This is a genomic window from Yersinia alsatica (assembly GCF_025133195.1).
Taxonomy (GTDB): Bacteria; Pseudomonadota; Gammaproteobacteria; order Enterobacterales; family Enterobacteriaceae; genus Yersinia; species Yersinia alsatica.
Genome location: NZ_CP104006.1, coordinates 3806205 through 3823743, shown reverse-complemented (window position 1 = coordinate 3823743; position 17539 = coordinate 3806205). Strand labels below are relative to the sequence as shown.

Here is a 17539-nt window from a genome sequence, read left to right as displayed (position 1 = left end):
GGTTAATGCACTGATTATAGTCCCCTGTTGATTATGACTCTGGTAAGGTTGATAGTTATTTCTCTCCAATTTACCGGAGATAGACCGCCACAGGGATATTAGGTTTTCATCTTGTTAATGGGAATTGAAATATAACAATGTAGTAACACATTTATCATTGCAGGGATGATTTATAGCAACAAACGAAACTTAATAACAATAAATTAAAATTAACTGAGAGGTTTTATCATGATTTCTGCCAGTTCTCTAAACTCAGAGCTCATAAATAAAATCGCGCAGGATTTTGCTCAAGCAACTGGGCTGGCAGTGGTGGTGGTGAATATTCACGGCGAAGAGATTTCTGACTTATTTAATTTCACTCCGTTTTGCCAATTGATGCGCCAGGATCCGGTTAACCACCTTCGTTGTCGAATGAGTGATCGTTGCGGTGGCCTTGAAGCTTCCAAATCTAATGAACCTTGTATCTATCGCTGCCATGCCGGGTTAACGGATTTTTCTATTCCACTGGTTATTGCCGGTCACTTGGTTGGTTTTGTTTTATGCGGTCAGGTGCGGTTGCATTCAGATGTTTATCTTATTGATATTCTTAGTATCGATAATAATTGGAAACAGAACCCGGCACTGTTAGATGAATTCCACAATGTGCCCATTATGGATTTCTCGCGAGTGATCGCTTCGGCGGATTTACTGAAGTTGATCGTTGAGAACTGCTTGAAAAAACACCTCAATTTTGTGGTGATTAATGACAATATGGGCAGTAAAGAGCCTGGCAGAATACGGCCGGTCCATCCCCATGACAGTAAAATGAAGAAAGCACTGCGCTATATCGATACGCATCTATCAGAAGAGTTGCGGCTTGAAGAGGTTGCCGCCAAGGTCTATCTCAGCCCTTACTACTTCAGCAAATTATTTAAAAAATATCAGGGCATAGGTTTTAATGCTTGGGTGAATCAACAGCGGATGGTCAATGCGAGAGAAATGTTGCAACACAGCGATTGGAGCATTGCCAGCATTGCCAAGAATCTGGGCTTTTCACAAACCAGTTATTTCTGCAAAGTATTCCGTCAGGCCTATAATGTGACGCCGCAGGTATTTCGTTCACTTTCTTCTGAACGTAATGAAATGGAATGACAGTTATTGATTTAATATCAATTTATCATGTTTTTAATTCATGTTTTCTTATTTAAAAATTAAACGGGTAATTATTTTTTAAAGTAATTAATGACAATTTTTTGTTATAGAATTAAATGAAAAAATTAGTCTAATAGACTGTTACTTCATGCTTTTTTTGAGTTGATGGCAATTTTTTGTTATAAGCGACCCAAAAAATAGCAATAAAAAAATGAAATTAACCATTTTTTATTTGTGGAAAAGAGTATATTAATCTTAATCAAATTTAATAAGTCAGTTGACGTTACAACTGTGTAAATAAAGAGATAAATTCTATCGCGAAGTAGAAATAAAATAACAGAATCTAACATAAAGTAGTTACTGAGTTGGTTATGCCAAAAGTCATTGGAGTTGCAGTTAACACCATGCAGCCTCAAGAACAAAGGCATGTTATGCGCTAAAGCATAACTGGGAAGGGGGTGACAATCCCCCGCAGCCCCCGCTGCTGTGATGCTGACGAACCCGCTAAAACCACTGATCCACCGGATTGGGAAGGTGCGGGAGAGGATGACGCTAAGCCAGAAGACCAGCCAAATCAGTAAAAGATTTTCAACTCCTTCGGTGGGAAGCGGGTTGTCATCAGATGCGCGCAGCGGTGACGCTGCACAATTGCACCTTTTTGACACTGCATATCCCGCTTGAAATGGCGGGATTTTTTATGCAACGGTCAGGCAAACAAGCATTTATCATCGCAGGAACCGGCAGCGGGTGCGGTAAAACCACCGTAACGTTGGGTATATTGCGGGCGCTGATAGCGCGTGGATTGTCAGTGCAACCGTTCAAAATAGGGCCGGATTATTTGGATACCGGCTGGCATACCGCAGTCAGTGGTGTGACGTCGCGTAACCTCGATGCTTTTATGCTGCCCCCCGCCACCCTCAATGGGCTGTATAACCAACATGTGCGCCATGCCGATGTGGCAGTGATCGAAGGCGTTATGGGGCTCTACGACGGTTACGGTACTGATCCCAATTATTGCAGCAGCGCCGCCATGGCTAAACAGCTTGGTTGCCCGGTAATCTTGCTGGTGGACGGCAAGGCGGTATCCACCTCAGTGGCCGCGACAGTCATGGGTTTTTGCCAATTTGACCCTCATCTACGCATTGCGGGAGTTATTGTTAACCGCGTCAATTCAGATAATCACTACCAGCTACTCCGTCATGCCATTGAGCACTATTGTGGCATTCCTGTTTTGGGCCGTTTACCGGTGATGGACGATGTGGCATTGCCCTCACGTCATTTAGGGCTGATCCCGGCGCAAGAGCGCGGCGGGCCCATCGCCAAACAGCCGGATAGTGCCCCACGTTGGCAGCAGCTGGCGCAGCAGGTTGAAGAGTTTATCGATCTGGACCGATTACTGACATTAACGTCGTGCACTGAACTCCCGCCAGGAACTCCGCCAGAGTTACCTCCTCAAGCCCTGGCTGATGGCCTGACACTGGCGCTGGCTGAAGATGAAGCCTTCAATTTCTATTACCCCGATAACCTTGATCTGCTGGAGCAGGCCGGGGTGCGCATTCAACGTTTTAGCCCCTTACATGACCGCCAGTTACCCGCTTGCCAGATGATTTATCTGGGGGGCGGCTATCCAGAAATTAACGCAGCAAAGTTGGCGGCCAATACCGCGATGCATCAAGCATTACAACAGGCCCACAGTCAGCAAATTCCACTGTATGGCGAATGTGGCGGTTTGATGTATCTGGGGGAGGGCCTAACCGATGAAGACGGGCAACGTCACCCAATGGTAGGGATTTTGGCCGGTGAAAGCCGAATGGGAAAACGCCTGACCCGCTTTGGTTACTGTCAGGCCGAGGCTCGCCGTGACACTTTATTAGCGGCGCAAGGTGAAGTTCTGCGCGGTCATGAGTTTCATTATTCCGATTTTACCAGCCCGCTGACACCGCTATTTGATAGCAGTAAGTGGCGCGATGGCGAGGTTATTCAGCGCTGGAGTAGCGGCTACCAAGTGCAACGGACCCAAGCCAGCTATCTGCATATTCATTTTGCCCAACGCCCCGGTCTATTAAATGGCTGGCTGAGCGCGGCCCGGAGCCTGTTATGACTCTTGCAGCATGGTTTGTGGCTTTTCTACTTGATAGCTGGCTCGGCGACCCGCCGCACTGGCCGCACCCGGTGCGCTGGATTGGCAACTTAATCACCGTGCTGCAACGGGCTATTCGTGCCGTTTGTCGCAGCGAACGGGCGCTGAAATGGGGTGGAGCGGTGCTGTGGTTGGTGGTGGTGGGAATAACCTGGCTGACCTGCTGGGGATTCTTATGGTTGATGAGCGAGATTAATCCTTGGCTCGGCTGGCTGGCGCAAGTGTGGATGATTTACACCTTGCTGGCCGGGCGCTGCTTGAGTGACGCGGCACTGGCGGTTTTTGCTGCACTACAGCAGGGTTCATTGGCGCAAAGTCGCGAAAAGCTGTCATGGATTGTTGGGCGTGATACTTCGCAATTGGAAAAGCCGCAAATTACCCGCGCCGTGGTGGAAACGGTGGCTGAAAACAGTGTCGATGGTGTGATTGCGCCGCTGTTCTTCCTAATGCTTGGCGGTGCGCCGCTGGCGATGGCCTACAAAGCGGTTAATACCCTGGACTCGATGGTGGGTTACAAAACCCCGAAATACCGCGCTATCGGCTATGTTTCGGCGCGCATGGACGATCTGGCTAATTGGCTTCCTGCCCGTCTGAGTTGGTTACTGCTGAGTGCCGCCGCTTGGCTGATTCAAGCCGATTATCGACAGGCGCTGCGCATTGGCTGGCGTGACCGTTACCAACATTCCAGCCCGAACTGTGGCTGGTCAGAAGCCACGGTTGCCGGTGCGCTGGGTGTGCGTCTTGGCGGCCCGAATGATTATTTTGGCGAACGAGTGGAAAAGCCCTGGATGGGTGAGGAACGACGCGAAGTGGCGCTCAGTGATATTCCGCGCAGCATTCATTTGATGATGATGGCGTCATTATTAGCCCTTTTACTGTTTGCCCTGATCCATCTGCTGCTGGTTGGCATTTAACTAGGATAACCCGATGAACTATATAAAGAATCCGCAAAAAATCGAGCAGAACAGTTTTGCCATCATTAGCAACATTATTGCCCATGAACGGCCCGATTATGTGTTTGTCAGTGAGATGCATGAAGCGGTGATCAAGCGGGTTATTCACACCACCGCCGATTTTGACTGGCTGGATATTCTGCATTTTTCACCGGAGGTATTGAGCCGTATTGCTAAGGCGATCAGCCGGGGTTGCACCTTGTACACCGACACCACCATGGCCATGTCCGGTATCAATAAAACACTGTTACAGCAGATGGGCTGTGAATGCCGCTGCTATATCAGTGATCCGCGAGTGGTGGACAGTGCGCCAAAGCTGGGCATTACCCGCTCGATGGCAGCGGTGGATATCGCGCTGGCGGAGCCGGGGGAGAAACTGTTTGTGTTCGGCAATGCGCCCACGGCGTTATTCCGTTTACTGGAGCGGCAAGCCGCGCCGGTTGCCGTCATTGGGGTGCCGGTCGGTTTTGTCGGGGCGGCGGAGTCCAAAGATGCGCTGGTAGAAAGCGATTTGCCCTGTATTGCAGCACTGGGCCGCAAAGGCGGCAGCAATGTGGCCGCTGCGATTATTAACGCCATCCTTTATCAATTAAGGGGGACGTTATGAGTGACAGTCTGCTCCATGCCGAGTCGGTGAGTGATGACGCCGCATTGCAAAACCAGCAATTAGACAGCATTTGGCATAACGGTAAGCAATACCGTAAAGGCTATACCACCGGCTCTTGTGCCACTGCGGCGGCTAAAGTCGCGGCGCTGATGGTATTGCGCCAGCAAGTGATTGACCAGATTTCGATTGTCACGCCCTCCGGTGTCACCTTGTGCCTGAATGTCGAACAACCGCTGATTGAGGGCCAACAAGCCACTGCGGCGATTCGCAAAGATGGCGGTGATGATATTGATGCCACCCACGGCATGTTAATTTTCGCCCGGGTAACTCTCACTGAGCAGACCGACATTAGCTTACATGGCGGCGAAGGGGTGGGAACCGTCACTCGCAAGGGTATTGGTTTACCGGTGGGCAGTTGCGCCATTAATCGTACGCCTCGCCAGACCATTGAAGCCGCAGTGCGCGAAGTCATCGGCCCGCTACGCGGGGCAGAGGTCGAGATTTTTGCGCCGGAAGGGGAAGAGCGGGCGAAAAAAACCTATAACGGGCGGCTGGGCATTCTGGGGGGAATCTCCATTATTGGCACCACCGGCATTGTCACGCCGATGTCGGAAGAGAGCTGGAAACGTTCTCTGGCGCTGGAGCTAGAGATGAAGCGCGCGGCCGGTGAAGACCGCGTCATTCTGGTGCCGGGTAATCATGGCGAGCGCTTTGTTCGTGACCATCTGGGCCTCGATAGCCAGCGGGTGGTGACCATGAGTAACTTCGTCGGTTATATGCTGCAAGAAACCGTGCGACTAGGGTTCCGCCACGTACTGCTGGTTGGGCACCCCGGCAAGCTAGTCAAAGTTGCTGCTGGCATCTTCCACACCCACAGCCACATTGCCGATGGGCGCATGGAAACCTTAGTGGCTCATCTGGCACTGATGGGCGCACCGCACGCACTATTACTGGCGGTAAATCAGTGCGATACCACCGAGGCGGCAATGGAACTGATTGCCGAACAGGGCTGGGAAGGGGTCTATTCTCGCATTGCAGAGCGCATCTGCGAACGTGTTGCCGAGATGATGCGCTTCTCCGTGAATCCCCCACAATGTGACGCTGTTCTATTCTCTTTTGATAATCAAGTACTGGGTAGCAGCCGCCCACTGGCAGAGATTGTGGAGGCGCTACGATGATTACTGTTGTAGGCATTGGCCCCGGTGATAGCGAATATCTCACACCCAATGCATTGCGGGCCATTGAACAGGCTGATGTGCTGGTGGGCGGTAAACGCCATCTGGCGACATTGGGTAGCAAAATCAAAGAGTCTCGCCTGCTGGATGCGGATCTGTTGGGGTTATTAGAGTGGCTGGATAGCAACAAAAATCGTGGCATTGTGGTGCTGGCCTCCGGTGACCCTCTGCTGTTTGGTATTGGTAAATTGCTGGCCGCGAACTTCAGTGCCGACGAGTTGCATATCGTCCCCGGCATCAGCGCGATTCAATATCTGTGCGCCAAAGTAGCGCTGGATATGAACGACCTTTTCCTCACCAGCAGCCATGGGCGCGAGCCCGATTTTGACTGGATTTTCCAGCACGACAAAGTGGCCATGGTCACTGACGGTATTATCGGCCCGCGCGCCATTGCCGATGCGCTACACCAGCGCGGCCTGTCTCGCACCTTAATTATTGGCGAAAACCTCTCGCAACCTAACGAACGAATTCACCGCCTGCCCGCCGAGCAGGTAGCGGCCCGCTATGACATGAATGTGGTGGTGATCCTCAATGAAAGATGATCTGTTCTTACGCGGGCAAAAAGTCCCGATGACCAAAGAAGCCGTGCGCGTATTGGCATTGGAACGGCTGGAGTTGCCAGGAGCCGGTCATCTGATTGATGTGGGCGCGGGCACGGGCAGTGTGGCGCTAGAGGCCGCATTGCGATTTCCTCATCTTAGGGTGACAGCCATTGAGCGCAACCCGGCAGCCCTAGAGCTGATTACTGAAAACCGCCAGCGGTTGGGATGCAACAACGTGGCGATTATCGCGGGCATCGCGCCACTGCCACTGACAGATAAAGCCGACGCCATTTTTATCGGCGGCAGCGGGGGGCATTTGACTGAACTTATCGACTGGGCGCTGATGACGCTAAACCCCGGTGGCCGCTTGGTACTGACCTTTATTTTGCTCAATAACCTGAATGAAGCACTAAGCCATTTAGAAACACTGACTCACGGGCCGACCTGTGCCATCAGCCAATTGGACTGCGTTCAATTGCAGCTCTCCTCCCTGACCCCTTTGGGCAGTGGACACTATTTTAAACCGAATAATCCTACTTATCTTATTTCCTGCCACAAGGAGGCGTGCAATGTCTGGGCATCCTAATACTGTTCCACCCGCCGGTACACCCGCATGGGATACACAAAAAGTCTGGTTTGTCGGGGCTGGGCCGGGTGATAAAGAGCTGATTACGCTCAAAGGCTACCGCTTGCTGCAACAGGCGCAAGTTGTCATCTATGCCGGATCACTGATTAACACCGAGTTGCTGGAGTATTGCTCGCCACAGGCGCAGTGCCACGACAGCGCGAGCTTGAATCTGGAACAAATTATTCAACTGATGGTTGATGGCGTGCGCGCTGGCAAGTTGGTGGTGCGGCTACAAACCGGCGACCTCTCTTTGTATGGCTCGATTCGTGAACAGGGGGAGGTTTTAGGTGAGCACGGCATTGGTTTTGTGTCGGTACCGGGGGTCAGTGCTTTTCTTGGCGCGGCGGCCCAGTTAGGGGTGGAGTACACCGTGCCGGAAGTGGCGCAGAGCTTGATTATCACCCGGATTGAGGGGCGCACGCCGATGCCGCCACTGGAACAGTTGGAATCTTTTGCTGCTCACCAAACCTCGATGGCCATTTTCTTATCAGTCCAAGAGATGGACCGGGTGGCTGAGCGCCTTATCGCAGGGGGCTATCCGGCTACAACTCCAGTGGCCGTCGTGTACAAAGCAACTTGGGCCGAAAGCCGCACCGTACGCGGCACTTTGGCGGATATTGCCGAGTTGGTTCGGGCGGCGAGTATTCATAAAACTGCCCTGATTTTGGTGGGGGCTTTCCTCGGTGATGAATACCACTATTCCAAACTTTATGACGCGGGGTTTAGCCATGAGTATCGTCAAGCCTGAGTCGATAGCTGTTTTTTGCCTGACCCCCGGAGGGGTTCGGCTCGCGCGGCGTTTGCAAACCCATCTGCCACTGACCTGTTTTACCAGTGACAAACTGATGGAAGCGGGATTCTTGCCATTCAATGGCAGTTTTGGCGACACCCTGCGCGAGGCTTTTAAACAGTATTCGGCGTTGGTGGTGGTGGGCGCTATCGGCTTGACTGTGCGGGTTATCGCCCCCTTAGTTAATGACAAAATGACGGACCCTGCGGTGGTTGTGATTGATGAACGCGGGCAGCATGTCATCAGTTTGTTGTCAGGCCATGTAGGAGGCGCCAACACGCTGACCCGTTATCTGGCGGGCATCTTGGGCGCGGACCCGGTTATCACCACGGCAACTGATGTTAATGAGATGGCTGCGCTGGACACCTTAGCCACCCAATTAGATGCTGAAATGCAGGATTTCCGTCACGCGGTCAAAGTGGTCAATCAAATGTTGGTCAGCCAGCAAAAAGTTGGCTTGTGGTGGGATACGCCATTGGCGGCGGAACGCGAGCGCTGCGATACCCGCGGTTTTGTGCCGGTAGATTCATTGGATGCCTTGCCACAGCTGGATGCGCTGGTGTGCGTCACACTGCGCGATACCCTGCCGTCGCTGCCATTGCCCGTGTATAAATTGGTGCCGCGCCGCGTGGTTGCAGGCATTGGTTGCCGTCGGGCGACCTCACTGCAAACACTGGTTGAATTGCTGCAACAGCAAATGGCCGAAAATCACTTTGACCTCATGGCGCTACGGGCTATCGGCAGTGTCACCATCAAAAAAGACGAACCCGCGCTGCATCAGTTGGCTCAATGCTGGCGGGTGCCATTCGAACTGTTCAGTGTCGGCGAATTGAGCCGCCACGAGCAACGTTTCCCTGCTTCTGATTTTGTCCGCCAAACGGTGGGTGTCGGCAGCGTTTCACAACCGGTCGCCTGGCTGATGAGCGACGGTAAATTGGTTGGCAATACTCTGCGCCAGCAGGGCGTCACCATCACTCTGGGAGTATCGCATTAATGTTAACCGTGATTGGCATTGGGCCGGGCAGTGAATCGATGATGACACAGGAAGCCATTGCGGCAATCCGCGAGGCCGAAATTATCGTCGGTTATAAGACCTATACCCATCTGGTAAAGCCCCTGACTGGGGATAAGCAGGTGATCAAAACCGGCATGTGCAAAGAGATTGAGCGCTGCCAAACCGCGATTGATCTGGCGCTGGCCGGGCATAACGTGGCGCTGATCAGCAGTGGTGATGCGGGCATTTATGGCATGGCCGGATTGGTGCTGGAGTTGGTCACACAACAAAAATTAGAGCTGGAAGTGCGGCTAGTCGCCGGGATCACCGCCAGCATTGCCGCCGCCTCATTGCTTGGCGCGCCACTGATGCATGACTTTTGTCATATCAGTCTAAGTGATTTGATGACGCCTTGGGCAGTCATTGAGAAACGGATTATCGCAGCGGCACAAGCCGACTTTGTTATCTGCTTCTATAACCCGCGCAGTCGTGGTCGTGAAGGGCATCTGGCGCGCGCGTTCGAGTTAATGCAGCCATGGAAAAAGGCCACCACGCCGGTCGGGGTGGTGAAAGCCGCTGGGCGCAAGAAGCAGGAAAAATGGCTCACCACCTTAGGTGAGATGGATTATGAACCGGTTGACATGACCAGTCTGGTGATTGTCGGCAATCAGGCAACGTACTGCCGCGATGGGCTGATGATCACCCCGCGGGGCTACTCATTATGACGGCTTATTCACGATGAAGAGCTATCTATGATGACTTCCGGTTATTCACCCATTCATATTTTCGGTGGCACCAGCGATGCGCGGCTAATTTGCCAGTTGCTGGATGCGGCGGGTGAGCGCTACAGCCTGTCGGTCGCCAGTGATGCAGGTCAGCAACTGGCGGGTGATATTCAGGGCGAGGTAGTTGTCGGACGGATGGATGCGGCGACAATGGTCGATTTTCTTATCAATCGACAAGTGCAGTGGGTGATTGATGCCTCGCACCCTTATGCCGAGCTGCTCAGTGACAATGTGGTCGCGGCCTGCGGGCAAGCGGATGTGCCACTGACCCGCTATCTGCGTCCAAGTGAAATTGAGGTTCTCAATCACCCACTGTTGCACAAGGTAGACAGCGTCGCGGCGGCTTGTGCGGTGGCGCAGGGCTTGGGGCCACGAGTATTACTCACCACCGGCAGCAAACAGTTGGCTGAGTATCAACAGGGGCTGATAGGTAAAACTCTGTTGGTGCGAGTGCTGCCTACCGCCGAAGTATTGCGTCAATGCGAGGCTCTAGGACTGGGCGTAGACCAGATTATCGCGCTGCGTGGGCCATTTAGCGCTCAGTTTAATCAGGCACTGTATGAGTTTTGCCAGCCGGATATCGTCATCACCAAAGAGTCTGGCGCACAAGGGGGTTATCAGGAAAAAGTGGCCCCCTGTTTGGCACTGAATATTCCCTGCATTGTGGTGCGCCGCCCGGCCACAGCGCTATTGGGCAGTCTTGGGCAGCAAGTGACTTCATTGGATGAATTTACCCAGCATCTGATGCACTGGCAGCAACAACGAGGACAATAAAATGAAAAAAGCACTGTTGGTGATCAGTTTCGGCACCAGTTACGAACAGACTCGGCAAAAGAATATTGCTGCTTGTGAGCAGCAACTGGCAGCCGCCTACAGCGACCGTGATGTTTTCCGCGCTTTTACCTCGGAAATGATCATCCGCAAGCTGCGTAAACGCGATGGCTTGTTGATTAATAATCCGCGAGAGGCGCTAAAACTCTTGGCTGAGCAGGGCTACCAGGATGTGGCGATTCAATCTCTGCATGTGATTAATGGCGATGAATACGAGAAAGTGGCCACTGAAGTTCGTGCTTTCAGTGACTGCTTCCACCACTTGGTGTTGGGCACTCCGCTGCTGAGTAGTTTTGCTGATTACCAGCAATTGCTGGTGGCGCTGCAAGCACAAATGCCGTCGCTGGTCGCTGATGAGCGCGTGGTATTTATGGGGCACGGTGCCAGCCATTATGCTTTCTCGGCTTATGCCTGCCTTGACCATCTAATGACGTCACTGAACTTCCCAGCACTGGTCGGGGCGGTCGAAAGCTATCCGGAAATCAGCCATATCATTACTCGATTACAACAACAGGGCGTGCGCAAAGTGCATTTGATGCCATTGATGCTGGTGGCGGGGGATCACGCTATTAATGACATGGCTTCTGCTGAGCCGGATTCGTGGCGATCACAACTGGAAGCCGCGGGTATCAGCGCCCAGTCATGGCTGCAAGGATTGGGGGAAAACCCATTGATTCGCCAGATGTTTGTTGAGCATTTAGACCATGCTTTGCAACAAAAACAGCAGGAGGCGGCGTAATGAGCGGCAGACTTTATGCATTGGGTGTGGGGCCCGGGGCCAGTGATTTAATAACTGTTCGTGCCGCGCGGCTCGTCGCCCAACTTGATGTGCTGTATGCCCCTGCCGGGCGTAAAGGCGGTGACAGCCTGGCATTGTCTATTGTGCGCGAGTATCTCTCGCCAAACACCGAAATACGCACCTGCCATTTCCCGATGAGTGCTGATGATAGCGAAAAACAAGCGGTTTGGGATGAGGTGGCGCAGCAGTTACAGGCGGAAGTCGCTAACGGACGTCAGGTCGGATTTATCACCCTCGGCGACGCTATGTTATTTAGCACTTGGGTATTTTTACTGGAACGCATTGGTCGGCCTGATTGGTTGGAAATCGTACCGGGCGTGACCTCCTTTGCGGCAATAGCCTCGCGTGCAGCTTTACCGCTGGCAATGGAACAGCAATCGCTGGCCATTATGTCTTGCACGGCACCGGAAGCGGAGCTGGAGCGAGCATTGCGTGACCACGACTGCGTGGTATTGATGAAGGTTTATGGCCGCTTTGCCCAAATACAAGCGCTGTTGGCGCGGTTAAATCTGTTCCCGCATGCATTGTTGATGTCGGAAGCCTCATTACCAGGGGAAGTGTGCTGGCGACAACTGGATACCGTTGCTCCTGACCAGTCACTGCCCTATTTCTCGACTATTTTAGTTAATAAACAACAGGTTATTAGTTAAAGACTGGGTTAATTAATTTAACAATACATTCCCAGATTAATTGGCATTGTCAGCCACGAGTTTATCTCGTCACGACATCAAATAAGAAGGGGATAAGGGGTCACCGATGGAAATGGAAAAGCAGCTAAAGAAACTCTCGTTAACTGGGGTTGCCATGGCAATCTTGTTAACGCTGGCACCGAATGATGTTTTTGCTATGCACATTATGGAAGGCTTTTTGCCACCGATGTGGGCACTGGCCTGGTGGATACTGTTCTTACCCTGTCTGTTTATGGGGCTGGTACGTTTGAAACAAATTGTCGCTGAAGACAGCAATCAAAAAGTCCTGCTGGCATTGTGTGGTGCCTTTATTTTCGTGCTATCCGCGCTAAAAATACCTTCAGTCACCGGCAGTTGCTCTCATCCAACCGGTGTTGGGCTGGCGGTTATCCTGTTTGGACCGGTAGTGGTGGCGGTCTTGGGGGCCATTGTGCTGTTGTTCCAGGCTCTGTTACTGGCACACGGCGGGTTGACGACGTTGGGGGCGAATGGCATGTCGATGGCGGTCATTGGGCCAGTCGTCGGCTATCTGGTATGGAAAATGGCCTGTAAAGCAGGATTACGCCGTGATGTCGGGGTATTTCTGTGTGCCATGTTAGCAGATTTAACCACTTACTTTGTCACCTCGGTACAGCTCGGTTTGGCTTTCCCCGATCCGCAATTTGGTGTTAGCGGCTCAATTGTCAAATTTATGGGCGTGTTCTGCATTACCCAGATCCCGATTGCCATTGCCGAAGGTTTGCTGACGGTGATGATTTACGACCAGTTAACCAAACGCAAACTCATCACTGCGGAGACTCACTAACATGAAAAAGACGCTTATTCTGCTGGCGATGGTTATCGCTCTGGTTATATTGCCATTCTTTATCAATCATGGTGGTGAATATGGTGGCTCTGACGGCGAAGCCGAAACCCTGATTCAATTGACCGCGCCACATTATAAACCTTGGTTCCAGCCCTTGTATGAACCGGCCAGTGGTGAAATTGAAAGTCTGTTGTTCACCTTGCAAGGCAGTATTGGTGCGGCGGTGATCTTCTATATCTTGGGCTATTACCGGGGGAAACGCGGTGAGCATGCTGGGGATTGATAAACTAAGTTATCAAAGTCGCTGGCGGCAGGCCGACCCGATGGGGAAACTGGTGCTGTATGGGGTTTTCCTGCTGTTGGCCATGCTCAGCCCGCCGATGTATCAGGCTCTGCTGCTGGTATTTATCGCCGGACTGACATGTTATCTGCTGCGGGTTGGCCCGCGCCGCTATCTGCGCTGGCTGGCGATACCACTCTCTTTTCTGATGGTGGGCTTGGTCACCATCGTGTTATCCCTCGCCCGCCAGCCGGAGAGCCTGTGGTGGGGAGTACATATTGGCAATTGGTGGTTAGGGATTGATAGGGTTGGATTAGATACCGCCAATCAAACTCTGTGGCGCAGTCTGGCGGCATTGGCGGCAACCTTCTGGTTTGTGCTGAATACGCCATTTCCACAACTTATTCAGATACTGAAACGTTGCCATGCACCGCGGTTGCTGACTGAGCAAATCCTGCTGACCTGGCGTTTTATCTTTATCTTGATTGAAGAGGCGGCGGCTATTCACCATGCGCAATCTCTGAGATTTGGTTATATCTCACTGCGAACTGGCTACCACTCGCTGGCAATGCTGGTCGGCATGCTATTTACCCGCGTGATGATCCGCTATCAACAGATGGTCATCTCGCTGGATATGAAACTTTATCAGGGCGATTTCCACCTGTAAGGCAGGATTTGATGTTAGCCACCCAACAGTTAGGTTTCAGCTATCAAGATGAGCAGGTATTGCATGATTTGACCCTGGATTTCAGTCAGCATGCGGTCACCGGTGTCTTAGGTGCCAATGGCTGTGGCAAATCGACGTTGTTTATGAATCTGACCGGCATCCTGCAACCCCAACAGGGAGCGGTGATGTGGCAAGGTGAGCCGCTGAGTTACAAAAAGCCTCATCTTCGTGAGCTTCGCCAGCGGGTGACCACGGTATTTCAAGATCCAGAACAGCAGATTTTTTATACCGACATAGACAGCGATATTGCTTTCAGTTTGCGCAATCTTGGCATGCCGGAAGCGGTGATTGCCGAGCGCGTTGATCGGGCGCTGACCTTGGTCGACGCACAAAGCTTTCGCCATAAATCTATTCAACACCTGAGCCATGGTCAGAAAAAGCGGGTGGCGATTGCCGGGGCGTTAGTGATGGAAGCGGAGTATCTGCTGCTGGATGAACCCACCGCCGGACTAGACCCGGCGGGGCGGCAGCACATGATTACTATCATTGAACGTATTGTCGCAGAGGGAAAACGGGTTATTCTCTCCAGCCATGATATCGATTTGATTTATAAGGTTTGTGACTATCTTTATGTCTTATCGCATGGTCATCTGATGATTGCGGGTGAAACAACCGAGGTTTTTCTGCAACAGGATAAACTGCAAGCCGCCGGGCTGGTTCAGCCATGGTTGGTGAAAATGCACAGTGAGCTGGGTTTACCACTGTGCAAAACCGAAGAGCAACTATTTGCGTTGATGCGTCAGCGCAAAGCGGAGGAAGTGCAATGAGTCAGTCTGCGATGAATTTATCGATAATGGTGCAAGGCACGGCATCGGATGTCGGTAAAAGTGTGTTAGTGGCGGGGCTATGCCGCATTTTTATGCAAGATGGTTATCGTTGCGCACCCTTTAAATCGCAGAATATGGCACTCAATTCGGGAATTACGCCGCAAGGTGAAGAGATGGGGCGTGCGCAGATTTTTCAAGCGGAAGCCGCAGGAATTGCGCCGGATGTCCGCATGAATCCGGTGCTGCTCAAACCCACCAGTGACCGCAAGGCGCAGGTAGTATTGATGGGCAAAGTCGCCTGTAATATGGATGCGGTGGAATACCATCAATACAAACCGCAGTTGCAGCAGCAAATCAGCGAGGTTTACCACAGTCTGGCCAGCGAGTATGACGTCATGGTGTTGGAAGGGGCTGGAAGCCCGGCAGAAATTAATCTGCGCGACCGTGATATCGTCAATATGGGCATGGCCGCACTAGCCGATGCCCCGGTTTTATTAGTGGCTGATATCGATCGCGGTGGTGTATTTGCTTCAATTTATGGCACATTGGCACTGTTACATCCTCATGAGAAAGCGCGGGTCAAAGGGGTCATCATCAACAAGTTTCGCGGTGATATCGCGCTACTAAAACCCGGCTTAGAGCAGATTGAAGCCTTGACCGATGTGCCCGTTTTAGGTGTGATGCCGTGGCTGGATATTGATTTGGAAGATGAAGACGGCGTAGCGCTGCAAAACGGGAAATATAAGGGCGCGGCGGAAAAAGCGCTGGATATTGCGGTGATCCGCCTGCCACATATTGCCAATTTTACCGATTTTAATGCGCTAGCCGCCCAACCTGATGTGCGCCTGCGCTATGTTTCTCACCCTTCGGCTTTGGGCCAGCCGGATCTGATCATCTTGCCGGGTAGCAAAAATACGCTGGGTGATTTGCAATGGCTGCATCAATGCGGGCTGGCGGCTGCACTGCTGGCACAGCATCAAGAAAATGTGCCGGTTATTGGTATTTGCGGCGGCTATCAGATGCTGGGCAAACGCATTATTGATGGCGTGGAGTCAGGTCTGGATCAGATGGATGGCTTGGGTTTACTGGATGTTGAAACTCAGTTTGCCCATGAGAAAGTCACCACCAGGGTGAGTGGTTATTGTCAGGCTGACTTGCCGGGGATGCTAACCAACTGTAGTGAGCAACAACTGGAAGGCTATGAAATCCACATGGGGGTATCCCATCTGGGGGCTGGTGCCAGGCCATTTGCATGTTTGACATTACGCAATGGGCAGGCGGAGCAGTGGGTGGATGGCGCGGTGAATACTGCGGGCTCCGTATTGGGGAGCTATATTCATGGTTTGTTTGACCGCCACCACTTTACTCGGGCACTGCTGGATAATTTGCGGCAACGTAAAGGGCTGCCTGCCTTTGACGGTGTGACGCTAGATTATGCTGAGCATAAGCAACAACAGTTCGATATTCTAGCCGAACAGATGCGGCAGCATATTGATATTGATAAGATTTTAACCTTAATGAAAACACATCAACAGGAGCGCGCACAGTGATTTTGATTACTGGAGGGGCGCGCAGTGGCAAGAGCTCTCTGGCGGAGCGTCTGGCAGCACAAGCGGGTGAACGGGTATTTTATATCGCCACTTCGGTGGTCACTGATGCTGAAATGGCTGAGCGAGTGGCACTGCATCGTGCGAGCCGTCCGGCACACTGGCGCACTTGGGAAGGGTATCGCGATCTGGGTGCAGTGCTCGATAAGCACGTCGAACCCGGTGAGGTGGTCATGCTGGAGTGTATTACCACACTCATCACCAATCTGCTGTTTGAGTTGGCGGGCGATACTCCGCCGGAGCAGATGGATTTTGCCGCACTCGAAGTGGGGATTGAGCAGCAAATTACGCATCTGCTGGCGGCCTGCGCGCGCAGCCGTGCGCCTGTTTTTCTCGTCACCAATGAATTGGGTATGGGGATTGTGCCGGATAACCGTCTGGCGCGGCACTTTCGTGATATTGCCGGCCGGGTCAATCAGCGTTTGGCGGCGGCGGCCGATGAAGTATTTTTAGTGATTTCTGGTATTGAGGTAAAGATTAAATGAGTCTGCGGCTATTTCTTGCAACATTGCAGTTTATGACCCGTATTCCGGTGCCTGAGCGCTGGACTCAAGGGCTGGCGATGGATAATTACGAGCGCGGTATTGTGGGATTCCCCTTTATTGGCCTGATTGTCGGTGTGATAGGCGGGGGCGTTTTTACCTTGTTGGCACCTTGGTGCGGTGTGCCGCTGGCGGCACTGGGCTATGTCTTGGCGCTGGCATTGATTACCGGTGCTTTTCACCTTGATGGGTTGGCAGATACGTGTGATGGGGTATTTTCAGCCCGTAAGCGCGAGCAGATGTTAGAGATTATGCGCGACAGTCGGCTCGGTACTAACGGCGGTTTAGCACTCATCTTTATCGTAGTAGCAAAAGTTTTAGTGGTCAGTGAACTGGCGCTGCGTGATGTGTCGATGTTTGCCATGCTGACGGCGGCCTCGGTAGTCGGGCGCACGGTGATTGTCTTGCTGATGTACCGCCAGCGCTATGCCCGTGAAGGTAATGGGCTGGGCAATATTTATATCGGCAAAGTCACTGGCCGACAAACAGCGGTGACCTTGGCTGGCGGGGCAATATTAACGCTGTTATTGGGTCACAGTGCGGCGGTGTGGGCATTAGTGATAACCATGGTGGTCGTGCTGCTATTGGCGACCTATCTACGCCGTCGTTTAGGCGGGCAAACCGGTGACACACTGGGTGCAGCGGCTGAAATGGGTGAGTTAGTGTTCTTGCTGGCACTGTTGTAAT

General features: G+C 52.2%; 20 protein-coding genes and 1 riboswitch. All 20 genes read left to right on the top strand.

The features are described 5' to 3' along the window. Nucleotides 1–228 precede the first annotated feature (228 nt). On the top strand, nucleotides 229–1131 hold the full coding sequence (pocR, locus tag N0H69_RS17070; protein WP_050106794.1) for a transcriptional regulator PocR: 903 nt from the start codon (nucleotides 229–231) through the stop codon (nucleotides 1129–1131). Between the two features lie 414 nt (nucleotides 1132–1545). Then, a riboswitch (cobalamin riboswitch) is annotated at nucleotides 1546–1719 on the top strand. Between the two features lie 109 nt (nucleotides 1720–1828). Continuing rightward, entirely contained in the window at nucleotides 1829–3232 is a 1404-nt protein-coding gene (locus N0H69_RS17065; RefSeq protein WP_050151390.1) for a cobyrinic acid a,c-diamide synthase CobB, read from the top strand. Beyond that, complete coding sequence (gene cbiB / locus N0H69_RS17060; RefSeq protein WP_050145175.1) at nucleotides 3229–4185, top strand: adenosylcobinamide-phosphate synthase CbiB; 957 nt, start codon at nucleotides 3229–3231, stop codon at nucleotides 4183–4185. Before N0H69_RS17065 ends, cbiB begins: the two co-directional genes overlap by 4 nt. Before the next feature lie 13 nt (nucleotides 4186–4198). Further along, nucleotides 4199–4831 (top strand): cobalt-precorrin-8 methylmutase, encoded by a 633-nt coding sequence (locus tag N0H69_RS17055; protein ID WP_050106792.1) that lies wholly within the window; start codon nucleotides 4199–4201, stop codon nucleotides 4829–4831. Next, the gene (gene cbiD, locus N0H69_RS17050) at nucleotides 4828–6009 is read left to right on the top strand and encodes a cobalt-precorrin-5B (C(1))-methyltransferase CbiD (RefSeq protein WP_050151356.1); all 1182 of its coding nucleotides are present in this window, start codon (nucleotides 4828–4830) and stop codon (nucleotides 6007–6009) included. Before N0H69_RS17055 ends, cbiD begins: the two co-directional genes overlap by 4 nt. Further along, a complete protein-coding gene (locus tag N0H69_RS17045; protein ID WP_050145179.1) occupies nucleotides 6006–6608 on the top strand; it encodes a cobalt-precorrin-7 (C(5))-methyltransferase in 603 nt (200 codons plus the stop codon). Before cbiD ends, N0H69_RS17045 begins: the two co-directional genes overlap by 4 nt. After that, nucleotides 6598–7194, top strand: a complete 597-nt coding sequence (locus N0H69_RS17040; RefSeq protein WP_050151355.1) for a decarboxylating cobalt-precorrin-6B (C(15))-methyltransferase — start codon at nucleotides 6598–6600, stop codon at nucleotides 7192–7194. The genes N0H69_RS17045 and N0H69_RS17040 overlap by 11 nt, the downstream gene beginning before the upstream one ends. After that, the gene (locus N0H69_RS17035) at nucleotides 7178–7984 is read left to right on the top strand and encodes a cobalt-precorrin-4 methyltransferase (RefSeq protein ID WP_050122250.1); all 807 of its coding nucleotides are present in this window, start codon (nucleotides 7178–7180) and stop codon (nucleotides 7982–7984) included. The genes N0H69_RS17040 and N0H69_RS17035 overlap by 17 nt, the downstream gene beginning before the upstream one ends. After that, the gene (cbiG, locus tag N0H69_RS17030) at nucleotides 7965–9020 is read left to right on the top strand and encodes a cobalt-precorrin 5A hydrolase (protein WP_050122249.1); all 1056 of its coding nucleotides are present in this window, start codon (nucleotides 7965–7967) and stop codon (nucleotides 9018–9020) included. Before N0H69_RS17035 ends, cbiG begins: the two co-directional genes overlap by 20 nt. After that, nucleotides 9020–9745, top strand: a complete 726-nt coding sequence (locus N0H69_RS17025) for a precorrin-3B C(17)-methyltransferase (protein WP_050106786.1) — start codon at nucleotides 9020–9022, stop codon at nucleotides 9743–9745. The genes cbiG and N0H69_RS17025 overlap by 1 nt, the downstream gene beginning before the upstream one ends. 30 nt (nucleotides 9746–9775) lie before the next feature. After that, nucleotides 9776–10579, top strand: a complete 804-nt coding sequence (locus tag N0H69_RS17020) for a cobalt-precorrin-6A reductase (protein WP_050151389.1) — start codon at nucleotides 9776–9778, stop codon at nucleotides 10577–10579. 1 nt (nucleotide 10580) lies between these two features. Further along, nucleotides 10581–11375 carry a sirohydrochlorin cobaltochelatase gene (cbiK, locus tag N0H69_RS17015; RefSeq protein ID WP_050151354.1) on the top strand — a complete coding sequence of 265 codons (795 nt, stop codon included), beginning with the start codon at nucleotides 10581–10583 and terminating at the stop codon, nucleotides 11373–11375. Next, nucleotides 11375–12085, top strand: coding sequence for a cobalt-factor II C(20)-methyltransferase (locus N0H69_RS17010; protein WP_050122246.1), 711 nt, complete (start codon nucleotides 11375–11377; stop codon nucleotides 12083–12085). The genes cbiK and N0H69_RS17010 overlap by 1 nt, the downstream gene beginning before the upstream one ends. Before the next feature lie 106 nt (nucleotides 12086–12191). After that, nucleotides 12192–12929, top strand: a complete 738-nt coding sequence (gene cbiM / locus N0H69_RS17005; RefSeq protein WP_050106783.1) for a cobalt ECF transporter S component CbiM — start codon at nucleotides 12192–12194, stop codon at nucleotides 12927–12929. A 1-nt stretch (nucleotide 12930) separates the two neighbouring features. Continuing rightward, nucleotides 12931–13212, top strand: a complete 282-nt coding sequence (locus N0H69_RS17000; RefSeq protein ID WP_050106782.1) for an energy-coupling factor ABC transporter substrate-binding protein — start codon at nucleotides 12931–12933, stop codon at nucleotides 13210–13212. Then, the gene (locus N0H69_RS16995) at nucleotides 13199–13876 is read left to right on the top strand and encodes an energy-coupling factor ABC transporter transmembrane protein (protein WP_050106781.1); all 678 of its coding nucleotides are present in this window, start codon (nucleotides 13199–13201) and stop codon (nucleotides 13874–13876) included. Before N0H69_RS17000 ends, N0H69_RS16995 begins: the two co-directional genes overlap by 14 nt. Nucleotides 13877–13887: 11 nt before the next feature. Next, nucleotides 13888–14703, top strand: coding sequence for an energy-coupling factor ABC transporter ATP-binding protein, CbiO family (locus N0H69_RS16990; RefSeq protein WP_050122245.1), 816 nt, complete (start codon nucleotides 13888–13890; stop codon nucleotides 14701–14703). An 11-nt stretch (nucleotides 14704–14714) separates the two neighbouring features. Next, nucleotides 14715–16253, top strand: coding sequence for a cobyric acid synthase (locus N0H69_RS16985; protein ID WP_050151388.1), 1539 nt, complete (start codon nucleotides 14715–14717; stop codon nucleotides 16251–16253). Beyond that, entirely contained in the window at nucleotides 16250–16795 is a 546-nt protein-coding gene (cobU, locus tag N0H69_RS16980; protein WP_050151353.1) for a bifunctional adenosylcobinamide kinase/adenosylcobinamide-phosphate guanylyltransferase, read from the top strand. Before N0H69_RS16985 ends, cobU begins: the two co-directional genes overlap by 4 nt. Next, nucleotides 16792–17538 (top strand): adenosylcobinamide-GDP ribazoletransferase, encoded by a 747-nt coding sequence (gene cobS, locus N0H69_RS16975; RefSeq protein ID WP_050134634.1) that lies wholly within the window; start codon nucleotides 16792–16794, stop codon nucleotides 17536–17538. Before cobU ends, cobS begins: the two co-directional genes overlap by 4 nt. The last annotated feature ends 1 nt before the right edge of the window (nucleotide 17539 follow it).